The organism is Streptomyces sp. JLBG701 (genome assembly GCF_058544905.1).
Window position 1 is genome coordinate 3469856 of record NZ_CM178588.1, and the last position, 13671, is coordinate 3483526.

14 protein-coding genes are annotated in these 13671 nt (G+C 70.0%); 6 read left to right on the top strand and 8 right to left on the bottom strand.

Annotation, left to right across the window (positions count from 1 at the left end):
* Positions 1-43 precede the first annotated feature (43 nt).
* Both AC5DRG_RS15825 and AC5DRG_RS15830 read right to left on the bottom strand, forming a co-directional pair.
* The gene (locus AC5DRG_RS15825; RefSeq protein WP_491811138.1) at positions 44-844 is read right to left on the bottom strand and encodes a hemerythrin domain-containing protein; all 801 of its coding nucleotides are present in this window, start codon (positions 842-844) and stop codon (positions 44-46) included.
* A 124-nt stretch (positions 845-968) separates the two neighbouring features.
* On the bottom strand, positions 969-3023 hold the full coding sequence (locus AC5DRG_RS15830; protein ID WP_491811139.1) for a bifunctional glycosyltransferase 87/phosphatase PAP2 family protein: 2055 nt from the start codon (positions 3021-3023) through the stop codon (positions 969-971).
* 349 nt (positions 3024-3372) lie between these two features.
* Here AC5DRG_RS15830 and AC5DRG_RS15835 point away from each other — a divergent pair, with 349 nt between their 5' ends.
* The gene (locus AC5DRG_RS15835; protein ID WP_491811140.1) at positions 3373-4512 is read left to right on the top strand and encodes a DUF2330 domain-containing protein; all 1140 of its coding nucleotides are present in this window, start codon (positions 3373-3375) and stop codon (positions 4510-4512) included.
* A gap of 112 nt (positions 4513-4624) precedes the next feature.
* A complete protein-coding gene (locus AC5DRG_RS15840; protein ID WP_491811141.1) occupies positions 4625-5296 on the top strand; it encodes an O-methyltransferase in 672 nt (223 codons plus the stop codon).
* A 34-nt stretch (positions 5297-5330) separates the two neighbouring features.
* Here the strand turns inward: AC5DRG_RS15840 and AC5DRG_RS15845 are convergent, their stop codons facing one another.
* Entirely contained in the window at positions 5331-5723 is a 393-nt protein-coding gene (locus tag AC5DRG_RS15845; protein ID WP_491811142.1) for a hypothetical protein, read from the bottom strand.
* A 99-nt stretch (positions 5724-5822) separates the two neighbouring features.
* On the opposite strand from AC5DRG_RS15845, the gene AC5DRG_RS15850 reads away from it, so the two are divergent.
* A complete protein-coding gene (locus AC5DRG_RS15850) occupies positions 5823-6236 on the top strand; it encodes a DnaJ family domain-containing protein (protein WP_491811143.1) in 414 nt (137 codons plus the stop codon).
* Positions 6237-6251: 15 nt separating this feature from the next.
* Here the strand turns inward: AC5DRG_RS15850 and AC5DRG_RS15855 are convergent, their stop codons facing one another.
* Together AC5DRG_RS15855 and AC5DRG_RS15860 are read right to left on the bottom strand one after the other, a co-directional pair.
* Positions 6252-6596, bottom strand: coding sequence for a hypothetical protein (locus AC5DRG_RS15855; protein ID WP_491811144.1), 345 nt, complete (start codon positions 6594-6596; stop codon positions 6252-6254).
* A gap of 5 nt (positions 6597-6601) precedes the next feature.
* Complete coding sequence (locus AC5DRG_RS15860) at positions 6602-7366, bottom strand: hypothetical protein (protein WP_491811145.1); 765 nt, start codon at positions 7364-7366, stop codon at positions 6602-6604.
* Between the two features lie 134 nt (positions 7367-7500).
* On the opposite strand from AC5DRG_RS15860, the gene AC5DRG_RS15865 reads away from it, so the two are divergent.
* A complete protein-coding gene (locus AC5DRG_RS15865) occupies positions 7501-7992 on the top strand; it encodes a GNAT family N-acetyltransferase (RefSeq protein WP_491811146.1) in 492 nt (163 codons plus the stop codon).
* Here the strand turns inward: AC5DRG_RS15865 and AC5DRG_RS15870 are convergent.
* Positions 7985-10054 carry an MDR family MFS transporter gene (locus AC5DRG_RS15870; RefSeq protein ID WP_491811147.1) on the bottom strand — a complete coding sequence of 690 codons (2070 nt, stop codon included), beginning with the start codon at positions 10052-10054 and terminating at the stop codon, positions 7985-7987. The two genes, AC5DRG_RS15865 and AC5DRG_RS15870, sit on opposite strands and share 8 nt — an antisense overlap.
* Before the next feature lie 169 nt (positions 10055-10223).
* Here AC5DRG_RS15870 and AC5DRG_RS15875 point away from each other — a divergent pair, with 169 nt between their 5' ends.
* Positions 10224-11156 (top strand): peptidoglycan-binding domain-containing protein, encoded by a 933-nt coding sequence (locus AC5DRG_RS15875; protein ID WP_491811148.1) that lies wholly within the window; start codon positions 10224-10226, stop codon positions 11154-11156.
* 99 nt (positions 11157-11255) lie between these two features.
* Here the strand turns inward: AC5DRG_RS15875 and AC5DRG_RS15880 are convergent, their stop codons facing one another.
* Positions 11256-11915, bottom strand: a complete 660-nt coding sequence (locus AC5DRG_RS15880) for an HAD family hydrolase (RefSeq protein WP_491811149.1) — start codon at positions 11913-11915, stop codon at positions 11256-11258.
* Between the two features lie 162 nt (positions 11916-12077).
* The gene (locus tag AC5DRG_RS15885; RefSeq protein WP_491811150.1) at positions 12078-12665 is read right to left on the bottom strand and encodes a TMEM165/GDT1 family protein; all 588 of its coding nucleotides are present in this window, start codon (positions 12663-12665) and stop codon (positions 12078-12080) included.
* A gap of 344 nt (positions 12666-13009) precedes the next feature.
* Between AC5DRG_RS15885 and AC5DRG_RS15890 the strand changes: the two genes are divergently transcribed.
* Positions 13010-13654, top strand: coding sequence for an HNH endonuclease family protein (locus tag AC5DRG_RS15890; protein ID WP_491811151.1), 645 nt, complete (start codon positions 13010-13012; stop codon positions 13652-13654).
* Positions 13655-13671 lie beyond the last annotated feature (17 nt).

Below are 13671 nucleotides of genomic sequence, written 5' to 3' on the forward strand. Positions count from 1 at the left end.
AACGGGCTCGGCGGACGCTTGTCGAGCTATACGGTTCCGCCGGTCATCCCGCTGACGCTCCATACAGGCGAACCCGCAGGCGGGCGTACGAGCGCCGCCCGAACAGGCTCCACATGAGACGCGCGGGCAGCGGCGCCTTGGCGAGAAGCGTTCGCCGCTCTTCGGGAGTCGCCACCGCCAGCAACGCGCTGAAGGCGCGCAGCAGATACTGCTTGTCCATCTTCGCCAGGCTGAGCTGCCCGAGCTCCTCCCATTCCGCGATGGTCAGATGCTCGGCGGCCAACGGCAGAATGAGGTTCTCCTCCTCGTCCATGTGCGCGTTCAACACCGATCCCAGTTCGGTGAGTTGTACTGCCACCTGCTCACAGAGGGCCCGCCGGGGATTGACGGCCAGCTCGTCCAGCACGCCCGTCACCTGCGCGACCAGCTCCTCGATCCGATGGTGTTGCGCCTCCATGCGCGCGATCACCTCGGCCTCCTCCGCCATCCGCTTTTCGAGCCGGGGCCAGAGGAATTCGTCCTCGCTGCGGTGGTGGGCGTCCAGGCCACTGAGCATGAGCCGCACCGAGTCGACGACCAGCGCGGCCCGCGCGGTGTCACCGGTCGGCAATCCACGCACCAAATCCGGCAATTCCGCACACGATTGACGGAAACTGCGGTGCACCACCACCATGTCGTGGACATCCGGCTTCGAGCTCACTACACCAGTCACGGTCGCGCATTCCTTGTGTTCGACGGGTCCTCGCCGGGAACCAGGGCCCGGCGACGACAACAGTGAGCGCTGCCGATCGACGCGGGTTGAATCGCCGATCGACAGCCGGTCGACGGGTTCCCCATCCGTCATGCCAGTGGGGGTGACTGGAACCTCTGGGCCACGCCCCGTCCACCCCGACCTGCGGTTTCCTTCTCGCTCGCCGGCCCAAAGGCTCCCATCACAGACCTCACCCGATGGACGATGGACGGGCCGGTCAGCCCGGAGCGGAGGCCTTCACCGGCTCCCGCTCCCCACTGACCGCAACCCCCACCACACCCTTCGCGCGCGGCCCCTGGAACAGATACGCCAGCCCGAAGCCCGCGCCGACCACCACCGCCCCGCCCACCGCGTCGAGCACCCAGTGGTTGCCGGTCGCCACGATCGCCGAGGCCGTGAAGAGGGGGTGCAGCAGGCCCAGGGCCTTCATCCACCACTTGGGCGCGATGATCGCGATCACGACCCCGCACCACAGCGACCAGCCGAAGTGCAGCGACGGCATCGCCGCGTACTGGTTGGTCAGGGCCGTGAGCGTGCCGTAGTCCGGCTTGGTGAAGTCCTGGACGCCGTGCACGGTGTCGATGACTCCCAGGCCCGGCATCAGGCGCGGCGGCGCGAGCGGGTAGAGCCAGAAGCCGACCAGGGCGAGGAGTGTCGTCAGGCCGAGGGACGCCCGCGCCCAGCGGTAGTCCACCGGGCGGCGCACATACAGCACCGCCAGCACGCTCAGCGGGACCACGAAGTGGAAGGACTCGTAGTAGAAGTCGAAGAAGTTCCGGAGCCAGTCGACCTTCACCACCGCGTGGTTGGCCCACTGCTCGATGTCCATGTGCAGCCACCGCTCCAGGTCCAGGATCTGGTCGCCGTGGCGTTCGGCGGTGGCCCGGCCCTCCGCGCTGCTGCCGCCGGTCGCCGCGAGTCTGACCTTCTGGTACGCGGCGTACGTCACGCGGATCAGCAGCAGTTCCAGGAGGAGGTTCGGGCGGGTCAGGACCCTGCGCAGGAACGGGAGGAGCGGGACTCGCTTCCAGCGTGCCGGGACCGGTTCGGCGTACTCGGTCGGGATCGGTGACCGGTAGTAGGGCGACTCGCGTGGCAGGAACGGTACGACTGTGGCGGCCAGCAGCGCCGCGAGGAGCACCACGTTGTCCCTGAGCGGGTACACCGCCGCCATGTTCGGCAGCATCATCTTCGCCGGCAGGGTCATCACGATGACGACGGCGACCGGCCACACCATCCGGTCCGAGGCTCGCTTGCCGACCCGGCCCACGACCGCGAGCAGGATCCACAGCAACTGGTGCTGCCAGGTCGTCGGGGAGACCACGATCGCGGCGCAGCCGGTGATCGCGACCGCGAGGAGCAGTTGTCCGTCGCGCGCGTAACGCACCGCCCGGCGCACGCCGAGCGTCGCCACGGCCGCCCCCAGGACGAAGAACAGGCCGATCTCCAGAGGGCCTTCGAGGCCCAGCCGCAGCAGCGCACCGTGCAGGGACTGGTTGGCCAGGTCGTCGGCCTTGCCGCCCAGCCCCACGCCCGCCATGTGGTGGACCCAGTAGGTGTACGAGTCGTGCGGCATCGCGGCCCAGGCGAGCACCGTGCACGCGGCGAAGGTGAGGCCGGTGGAGGCGGCGGCCCGGTGGCGGCCGGTGAACCAGAGGAGGGGGGCGAAGAGCAGCACGGTCGGCTGGAGGGCCGCCGCGACGCCGATCAGCAGGCCGCTCGTCCGCTCCCCTCGTACCGTGAAACAGCCCAGGAGGACGAGCAGGACCGGGATGATGCTGGTCTGGCCGAGCCAGAGCGTGTTGCGGACCGGCAGCGACAGCATGAGCAGGCTGATCGCGACGGGCGCGGCGAGCAGCGAGGCGCGGCGGGTCACGGGCTTGGGCAGGGCACGGGCGGCCACGAGGCCGAGCGCGACGACCAGGAGCAGGGTGCCGAAGGTCCAGCCCCAGCCGAGGGCCTGTTCCGCGGACCTGGTGAGCGGCTTGAGGACGAGCCCGCCGAAGGGGGTGCCGGTGAACCGCGTCGAGTCGTACAGCGAGCCCTTGACGTGCAGGACGCCGTTGGGACCGACCCAGGTCTCCAGATCGGTCAGCCGCTCCCCGCGCGGGGTGCTGAGGACGACGGTCACCTGTCGTACGGCGAGGATCGCGGCGACGGCCCACAGGGCGACGCGTGCCGCGCGCAGGCGTGCCCTGGCCGTGCCGGCGGCCGTCGCTCCGGTCGTTCCGAAGACTCCCGCCGGTCGTCCGCTGTGCTCCACGTTCGCCACGCCTCGTCGGCCTCCCGCCCCGTTCGTCCCACGCGTCACGCGCGCGAGGTCCCTTTGCGAAGCCTATGCGGCCCGCACCACCCCCGGGAGAGACGCAGGCAACCCCCGGTTCACCTGACGTCCTCTCTCCTTTTGTCCGGATGACGATAGTGCGCAAGAGGTTGCCTCGCCTCCGTTGGACGCGACTTGGATCACATCGCGATGAGGAGATTCCGCTCAGTGACGGCCATACCTGCTCGCACGCCCCTCGCGACGCTCCGTATCTCCACGGTGACAGGGCAACGGAACCTCCCGTTCCGCCGTACCGTCTGAGTGCCTGTCGACGCGCCATGAAAGGGGCTTCACAAGAATGGTCCGGTTACTGCGGAGATGGGCACGCGCGCGTACCGCGATCGTCGTCCTGACCCTGCTCGCCCTCCAGCTCGGCTCGCTGGTGGCGCCCGCCTACGCGTGCGGCTGCGGGGCGCTGGTGCCCGACACCGGGCAGCGGGTCGGGGTGGACCGCGAGGTGTCCGTCGTCCGCTGGGACGGCCGGCAGGAGCAGATCGTGACGAGCCTGACCGTCGAGGGGGACGCCGAGCGGGCCGCGTGGGTCATGCCGGTGCCGAGCCGCGCGACCGTACGGCTGGGCGATCCGGCACTCTTCGACGAGCTCGCCGCCGCCACCGCGCCCGTACACCGCGAGCGGTACCACTTCTGGCCCCAGGACGGGGACTGGCCGCTCGTCACGGGCGACAACGCCGACGCGCCACCACGGCCCCCGCAGGGTGGCGTGGACGTCGTCGGCCGCCAGCGCCTGGGCCCCTTCGACGTGGCCCAGCTGACCGCCACCGACCCGGGCGCCCTCCGCGACTGGCTCAACACCAACGGCTTCACCCTCCCGTCCCGCCTGACGGTGGCGCTACGGCCCTACGTCGCCCAGCGCTGGGAGTACGTCGCCCTGCGCCTCGCCCCCGAGACCGCCGGCACCGCCCTGAGCGGCACCCTCGACCCGCTCCACCTCACCTTCGCCGCCGACACGCCCGTCTACCCGATGCGCCTGTCCCGGCCGGCCGCCACACCGCAGTCGCTCGGCCTGTACATCCTGGCCGCCCACCGCATGGAGCCGAGCTCCGCGATCGGCGGCGAGCGCCCCCGGGTCGCCTTCGCGGGCCGGGTCACCGCGACCTCGGGCGCGCTGGCCGAGCTGGCGGAGGGCACACCGTTCCTGACGTCCGTCCTCCAGGAGTTCCCGTCCCCCGGGAACATCTCCGCCGACCACGAACTGGTTCAGGCCGCCCAGGACACGCCCTTCCAGCAGGTGATCTACGAGGACCGGCTGACCAAGGCGATGGGCATCCCGGCATGGATGCTGACGGTCGCCGGCGGACCGGCCGCGTTCGCGACGGCCACCGCCCTGCTGGTCGTACGGCGACGGCGGCGGGCCGCACACGCCAAGCGCACGCGCTTCCCTCCACGACCGACCCAGCCGCCTCCTCCGATCGGCTGAAAACCGCCGACGAGGGGGAGAATGGAAGCTGACATGGGAACCGGCACGCGACTATATTCGTTAGCGGAACTAGTTAGAAGCACTAACTAGGCATACGAAAGGCATAGCCTCGATGAGCGAGTCGCAGCTCTGGGACGACGTCGACGACTACTTCACCGCCCTGCTCTCCCCGGAAGACGAGGCGCTCGAAGCCTCGCTGCGCGACGCCGACGCGGTCGGCATGCCCCACATCAACGTCGCGGCGAACCAGGGCAAGCTGCTCCAGCTCCTCGCCCAGATCCAGGGCGCCCGCACGATCCTGGAGATCGGCACGCTCGCCGGATACAGCACCATCTGGCTGGGCCGCGCCCTCCCCGAGGACGGCCGCCTCATCTCGCTGGAGTACGACGCCACCCACGCCGAGGTCGCCCGCCGCAACCTCGCCCGCGCCGGCCTCGACCGCATCACCGAGGTGCGCGTCGGCCCGGCCCTGGAGTCGCTGCCCAAGCTGGCCGACGAGAACCCGGCCCCCTTCGACCTGGTCTTCATCGACGCCGACAAGGTCAACAACCCGCACTACGTGGAATGGGCCCTCAAGCTCACCCGCGTGGGCAGCCTGATCGTCGTCGACAACGTCGTACGCGGCGGCCGGGTGACCGACCCCACGAGCACCGACCCGAGCGTGCGCGGCACCCGGGCCGCGCTCGAACTGATCGCCGAGCACCCGCGCCTGAGCGGCACGGCGATCCAGACGGTGGGCAGCAAGGGCTACGACGGTTTCGCGCTGGCGCGAGTGCTGGCGTAGGGCCACCGGACGCCGAAGGCGCTACTCCTGGGCACTACTCCTCGTGGTAGAAGCCGACGTTGACGCTGCGCGGGCCGGTGCGGTCCTGGATGACGAGTTCGCCGGCGCCGCCCCTGGGCAGCCGCACCGTGCCGCCGTAGGGCACGGGCTGGGCGTACTCGCCCACCACCAGCCGGACCTCGGAGGACGGCTCGGGCAGCGAGCCGCGCAGCCAGGTCACCTGCCAGATGCCGTCCGGTCCGCACAGGAACTCCAGGTGGACCCGCGAGACGAACAGCCAGTCGTCGGGTGACGCGAGACGGCACACGGCCTTGTCCCGGCCCACCCTGAGCACGGCTCCCGGGTCGCTGGGCGCGTCGGCCATGAGCATCCCGGCCGTGGCGCCTGCTTCCGTCCCGGAGACGGTAGCCATGGTGAGTTCGAGCACGTGCGCTCCTTCTGCAAGGTCCTTGCCCGGCGGCCCGGTTGGCGCCACCGGGCGGCATCCTAAATCGCCCGGCGTTATCGCGTCCGGCACAATGGGTTCATGACCGAGCGAAAGCCACCTGGTGTCCCGTTCGAGTCCTGGGTCGACAAGCAGATCCGCGACGCGGAGGCACGCGGCGAGTTCGAGCACCTGCCCGGCGCGGGCAAGCCGCTGCCGGCCGACGCCGACACGACGACGTACGACGAACTCTGGTGGATCAAGCGGAAGATGGCCCGCGAGGGCCTGTCCGTCCTGCCCCCGGCGCTGGCCCTGCGCAAGGAGGCCGAGGACGCCCTGACCGCGGCGTACGCGGCCCCCTCGGAGCGGATCGTCCGGCGGATCATCACCGAGATCAACGCGAAGATCAGCGAGATGATGTTCAAACCGCCGCCCGGCCCCCCGCTGGGCAAGAAGCCGTACGACGTCGAAGAGGTCGTACGCGAGTGGCGGGAGCGCAGGACGGCGGCCGGGTAGGGCGCGTACCGGGGGTCAGAGGCGCAGAAGTCGCTCGGTCAGCTCGCGGTAGTCCCGCAGGGCCAGGCGGAGCTGTTCCGTGTCGCCGCCGGCGGAGGCCGCAGTCTCGCCCCGGCTGTCGCCCTCGCCCTCGCCGTCGCCCTCGGCATTGGTCCCGTCGGTGGGCCGCCAGGACCCGCGCAGGACACTGCGGCGCCGGTTGACCGCGTCGGAGAAACGTGCGGTGACCTCCTGAAGTACTTGGTCGGCCTCCTCCACGGCGGCGCGGGGCCCGTCCACGAATCCACTGACCGCGTGCTGAAGCCGCTGCGAGAGCTTGTCGTGCTCCTCGCTGGGGAGAAGCGCTGTGTCGATGCCCATGCCGGTCAATTCCCCTTCGTCTGACGCCTGGTGAACGCCCACGGCAGCCGGCCGGCGCCGTCGGTACGGGCGGGTTGCTCGCTGTCGTCGCCGGCCGTCCGAGCGGGCCGACGGCCGTTTTCCTTGGGGGCGGCCTCTGGGGCTGCCTTGGGAGCGGTTGCCGGGGCTGCCTTGGCAAAGGTCTTGGGGGCGGTGCCCACCAGGTCCAGGAAGAGGGCGCGGGCCTCGACCATGGCCGTCCGCATCTCCTCCGTGCCGGGCGCGGCCTTGGCTCCCTCCTGGGCGCTGCCGACACGCGCGCGTGCGACGCGGTGCACGCGCCGGTAGCCGTGCACGTGGTCCGCGTGGTGCACGGAAAGCGCGGCGAGCTGCTCGTCGTACTGTCCGCCGTCCGGGAAGCCGCGCACCCCGGCCAGCTCGGCGAGGAGTCGGTCCGCCTCGGAGACGGCCTCCCTGGGCGACTCGACGAAGTGCTCCTGGGCCGCGGTCCAGCGGGCCTCGAAGCGGCGGCGCTCGGCGGGCTCCAACGGCCGTTCGCGCAGGGCACCGTGGCGTTCGACGCGCTCGGCGAGTTCACGCTCCGCCGCCTTCGCGTCGCCGTCGTGCCGGGCCACGGCCCGTTCGTACTCGGGCCCGAAGCGCCTCTTCAGACCCGCGCCGCCCTGCGGAACACGGGGGACGCGGGCACGCAGGGTCGGAACGGCCGCGACAACGACAACGGCTGCCCCGATCACGATCAGGATCAAAACGATGATCACGCCTGTGGACATGAATGCCTTCCGGGGTTCTCGACCCAACCAACCCTCGTGCAGGGTCGGTTAGAAATCCGGGTTGCCCGAAAGCCCGACCTCAAACGGCATATCCAGTTGCGGACGAGGTGGCCGGACTCCCGAGAATGTCGTTCATGCCCTGGACCATCGCCCCGGAGCCCTTCGACTCCCCCGTAGCCGCCGCGCTCTGGCGGGCGTACTACACGGAGGTCAGCGACCGCTGGTACCTCCTCCACGAGGGCCACCGCACGGACCCGGCCGAACTGGAACGCGAGATCGCCGCGAAGACGGGCGCCGAACTCACCCCGCCCAGCGGCCAGTTGCTGATCGCACGCTACGACGGCGCCCCGGCCGGCAGCGCGGGCGTACGCCTACTGGACGCGACGACAGCCGAACTGACCCGGGTGTACCTCTACGAGGAGATGCGAGGCAAGGGCGGCGCACCCCTCCTGGTATCCGCAGCGGAGGACGAGGCCCGAGCCCTGGGCGCCACCCACATGATCCTGGACACCCGCTCCGACCTAATAGAGGCCCGCACCCTCTACACCCGCCTCGGCTACAAGGAATCCGCCCGCCACAACACCGACCCCTACGCCGAACACTGGTTCCGCAAAACCCTCAACTAAACCGCGCCACTGCCCCATTGCGCGGCTGCTCCCCATCCGACCCACAAAGCTCGTCGTTCAGCTCCTTCACCAACTGCACCAGGTCCGTAGGCCGCTCCGCCCCCCACCAGTCGCCCAGCAACTCGCTCAGGGACTCCTCCCGTGCCCGCGACAACTGTTCGGCAACCTCACGCCCCTGCTCCGTGAGAACAAGGTCCAACCCCTCCCGCACAGCAAGCCGACGTTCCTCGACCTGCCGTGCGGCCGCGATGATGACGGTCAGGGGAATGTCGGTGCGCTCGGCGAGGACGGCCGGTTCCGTCCAGCCGTACTTCCTGGTCCGCAACAGCAGCCAACTCGCCGCAGGCAACAAGTCATACCCAGCCTTCTCCGTGATCGTCCGATAGATCTCACGCCGCCCCTCACGGCTGCCGAGCACCGACAGGGACCGGCACACCTCGTCGTAGGAGGACCGCTGGACCGGGTTGCTGGCGAGGGTCTCGGTGACGTCGGGTGCGGTCACCGAGGCGCGCAGTCTGTCCTCCTTGAGGAACCAGGCCAGGACGAAGCCGAGGAGGGCGACGGGGGCGGCGTAGAGGAAGACGTCGGTGATGGACGACGCGTAGGCGTCCAGCGCGGGCGGGCGCAGGGCGGCCGGGAGTTCGGCGATCCCGCGTGGGTCGGCCTTCAGGGTGTCGGCCGAGACGCCGGGCGGGAGTTGGGTGCCGCGGAAGGCGTCGGTGAGTTTGTCCCCGAGGCGGCCGGCGAAGACCGTTCCGAAGATGGCGACGCCGAACGAGGCCCCGATGGACCGGAAGAAGGTCGCGCCGGAGGTGGCGACGCCGAGATCCTCGTAGGAGACGGCGTTCTGGACGATCAGGACCAGGACCTGCATGACCAGGCCGAGACCGAGCCCGAAGACGAAGAAGTAGCCACTCATCTCTGCCGTGGAGCTGTGTTCGTCGAGTTGGTGGAGGAGGAGCAGGCCGAGGGCCGTGACACCTGTCCCCGCGATCGGAAAGACCTTCCAGCGCCCGGTGCGGCTGACGATCTGCCCGGAGGCGGTCGAGGCGATCAGCAGGCCGAGGACCATCGGCAGCATGTGCACGCCGGACATGGTGGGCGTGACGCCCTGGACGACCTGGAGGAAGGTCGGCAGGTAGGTCATCGCGCCGAACATCGCGAAGCCGACGACGAAGCTGATCACGGCGGCGAGGGTGAAGGTGCGGATACGAAAGAGCTTGAGCGGGAGGACGGGTTCGGCGGCCCGCCGCTCGACCCGGACGAAGGCCACGGCCAGCACGACACCCAGCACCGCGAGGCCCACGATCTGCGGCGAGCCCCAGCCCCAGGTGGTGCCGCCGAGGGAGGCGACGAGGACCAGGCAGGTGGCGACGGAGGCGATGAGGAAGGTGCCGAGGTAGTCGATGACGTGCCGGGCGGCCCGGTGCGGGATGTGCAGGGCCGCCGCGATCACGGCGAGGGCTACTACGCCGATCGGCAGGTTGACGTAGAACACCCAACGCCAGCTGAGGTGTTGGGTGAACAGGCCGCCCAACAGGGGGCCCAGTACGCTCGTCGCGCCGAAGACCGCGCCGAACAGGCCCTGGTAGCGGCCGCGTTCGCGGGGTGGGACGAGGTCGCCGACGATCGCCATCGACAGCACCATCAGGCCACCGCCGCCCAGGCCCTGCAGGGCGCGGAAGGCGATCAGCTGGGGCATGTTCTGCGCCATTCCGCACAGCGCCGAGCCGATCAGGAAGATCACGATCGCGGTCTGGAAGAGCTTCTTGCGGCCGTACTGGTCGCCGAGTTTTCCCCACAGCGGGGTCGCGGCGGTCGAGGCGAGCAGATACGCGGTGACCACCCAGGACAGGTGCTCCAGGCCACCCAGCTCGCTGACGATGGTGGGCAGCGCGGTCGACACGATCGTCTGGTCGAGGGCGGCGAGCAGCATGCCCAGAAGCAGGGCGCCGATCGGGACGAGAACGTCGCCGGGCACGTGTTCCTGGGCGCTCGACCCCCGCCGGGGAGGCTGTGCGTCTCGCACATTTCCCGTCCTACCGTGCGCATCCGCGGCCATGAAGACCTCCAGGGGCTCTCGTTACACATACATCGTGATCGGTGTGACCGGTTATGGCCTGTTGAGTCCTGGTGGAACCCGGTATTCCGGAGGGTTGGGGGAGACGAGGCGGGTGGGACCCGCATAGTCTCTGGTTTCGTTGTGAAGAACCTGGGGAGGGGACGAACGCGTGGACGAGGCGAAGGGGCACATGTGTCCGGAGTGCGGGGCGCCCCGCGGACCGGACAACACCCCGTCGTGCGCCTGCACCCAGCGCGCCTCCGACGCCCTGCGTGACGCCCGTACGGCGGAGGCGGCCGCGGCCGAGGACTTCGATCCGCTGCGCATACGGCCGTACGTCGACCTGGACGCGGAGGCCGTCGGCGACGAGACCGAGCAGTTGCCGGCCGTCGAGGTCACGATGGCGCTGCACCCTGTTGCACCGCAGGCACCCGCACCCAGCACCGACGACCTGCGCATGTTCGAGGCCGACGCCTCGGCCTCCGGCGACGAGGACGAAGAGGGGGCGTCGCGTCTCCCGCGTCGCCGTACCGTCGTTCTCGGTGTCGGCGGCGGCCTCGTCGCGGTGGTGGCCGCGGCCGGGTTCGCCAGCGGGCTGTTCACGTACGAGACGCCGTCACGCGCCGCCGCCCCGCCGAAGGACGTACGGGCCGCGGTCCCGGAGGCGTCGACCAGCGCGGTGTCCGTGTCACCGTCCAGCAGCCGTACGTCCGCCCGGACGGCGTCCGCGCAGCCCGCACCGTCGCGCAGCGTGTCGCCCTCCGCGCCGGCGTCGAGCGCGTCCTCGACTCCGTCCCGGTCCACGTCCCCCACCGCGTCCCCGACGACCGCGTCCGCCACCGGCACGGTGGAGCCGGGTAACGGGCGGGAGAGCGAGGACCTCGTCCTGCGCGAGGGGGACCGTGGCGACGAAGTCGTCGAGCTCCAGTTGCGGCTGAAGCAGGTGTATCTGTACAACGGCGAGGCCGACGGGAAGTTCACCACCGAGGTGGAGGACGCGCTGCGTAACTATCAGTGGTCGCGGTCCGTCGATACGGACGACCTTGGGGTCTATGACGCGCCTTCGCGGGAGAAGCTGGAAGCGGAGACTACTGAGCCGTAGGGGTGCGTTGGCGTTTGGCCGCGGGCCGGTGGGGGCTGGTCGCGTCCACGCGGCGGAGCCGCATATCGACACAGCCCCGCGCCCCTGAAGGGGCGCGCCTCAGCCGACGTGCACTCGAATCGTCCCGTCCCCCACAACCTCCACCCGCACCTGCGTCAGATCCCGTACCACCACATCCGGACCGTAGAAGCCGGCCCTCGGGCCCACCCCGACCACGCGCATCCCCGCGGAGCGCCCCGCCTCAATCCCCGCGCCCGAGTCCTCGAAGACGATGCAGTCGGCGGGGGCCACGCCCAGTTCGGCGGCGCCCTTGAGGAAGCCCTCGGGGTCGGGCTTGCTGGCGCCGACGGACTCGGCGGTGATGCGGACGTCGGGGAGGGCGAGGCCGGCGGCGGTCATGCGGGCCGTTGAGAGGGCGACGTCGGCGGAGGTCACCAGGGCGTGCGGGACCCCGGTGAGTGACGCGAGGAACTCGTGCGCGCCGGCGATCTCGACGACGCCGTCCATGTCGGCGGTCTCCTCGGCGAGCATGCGCGCGTTCTCGGCGTGGTTCTGCTCCGTGGGCCGGTCGGGCAGCAGCAGCGCCATCGTGGCGTGGCCCTGGCGCCCGTGGACGACCTTCAGGATCTCGTCCGCGTCGAGCCCGTGCCGTTCGGCCCAGCGACGCCAGATCCGCTCGACCACGGCGTCGGAGTTGACGAGGGTGCCGTCCATGTCGAGCAGGAGGGCGCGGGCGGTCAGCACGGTCGTGGCCGTCATCAGCAGCTCCAGGGCGCGAGAAACGAAAACGCGGGAGAAGAAACAAGGCGGCCCCGCCCGCCGGTCAGGGAAAACGGGCGGGAGCCACTTTGTTTCTCAACGGTACAAAATGAGCGAGGCTTCCCGCCACCACCTCCGGTAACAGTTCACCCACCGTTCAGCTCACCCGGTCACGGCTTCCCAGAGGCTCCACACGCCGAGGCCCAGCATCAGCACGGCCGCGACCTGCGTGATGAGCCGCAGCGGCACCCGCTTCATCAGGGCCTTTCCGCCGACGATGCCGAGTCCGGCCACCGCCCACAGCGCGAGTACCGCACCGAGACCGACGGAGAGCGGGTCGTCGTACCGGGCCGCGAGGTTCGCCGTCATGATCTGCGTGAGATCACCGAACTCGGCGACCAGGATGAGCATGAATCCCGCCCCGGAGACCTTCCAGAAGGACTGGTTCTCGGGCCGCCGGACCTCTGCGTCACCATCGGCCCCGCCCTTCTGCATGAGCAGCACCGCCGCGCCGCCCAGGAACAGCACGCCCGTCAGCGCGTGCACGATCTGCTGCGGCAGGAGGGTCAGCACACTGCCGGCCGCGACGGCGAGCGCGACATGCAGCGCGAAGGCGGCGGCGACGCCGGCGAAGACGTAGGAGGCGCGATAGCGGGTGCCGAGGACGAGGCCCGCGAGGGCGGTCTTGTCCGGCAGTTCGGCAAGGAAGACGACGCCGAAGACGACCGCCATGACGGTGAAGCTGATCAAGGTTCCTCAATCGGTCGGGGCTGCCCCACCGAGAGTGTTACCGCGAAACGACACCTCGGCACGGCAGCACACAGTCAGTGCACTGCTGGCCGAAGGTCTCGCTGGCCGGTCACATGTGACCTGCCTCCGGGCGCCGGCTCAGACGAGCTGAGCAGTATGTCGACGGTCCGGCGAAGAGCTACTCCCCTTCAACGCCGCCAATCATACGAGATCGTTTCGTAGTAAACCTTGTTATGTCATGTCCACGTCACTAACTTCTTACCGAACGCATACCTCCCGGCAACACAGGGCCGCGAGCATTTCCTCGCTCGCGCTCAACACCCCCACCCCCCGAGGGAGTTAGCATGCCGAAGTTCTACGCGCGTCGACGGCTCAGCATACTCGTCGCTCTTACCGGACTCATAGCCTCGGTCGGACTTTTCAACGGTCCGTCCGCGTCCGCCGCTCTCCCCACCCCGGTCAGCGCCGCCACCGCGCGCACCTACCTCGCCTCGCTCACCGTGGCGACCGAGGACCGCACCGGCTACGACCGCGACCTGTTCAACCACTGGATCACCATCTCCGGCACCTGCAACACCCGTGAGACGGTCCTGAAGCGGGACGGTACGAACGTCGTCACCAGCTCCGCCTGCGCCGCCACCAGCGGCACCTGGTACTCCGTCTACGACGGCGCCACCTGGACCGCCGCCTCCGACCTCGACATCGACCACCTGGTCCCGCTGGCCGAGGCCTGGGACTCCGGCGCCGACTCCTGGAGCAGCGCCACCCGCCAGGCGTTCGCCAACGACCTCACCCGGCCCCAGCTCATCGCCGTCACGGACAACGTGAACCAGCAGAAGAGCGACCAGGACCCGGCCGAGTGGATGCCCTCGCGCACCGCGTACACCTGCACGTACGTCCGCGCCTGGGTCCAGGTGAAGTACTACTACGACCTCTCGGTCGACTCCGCCGAGAAGAGCGCGCTCACGAGCTACCTCGCCAGCTGCTGATCAACTTCAGTCGGCTC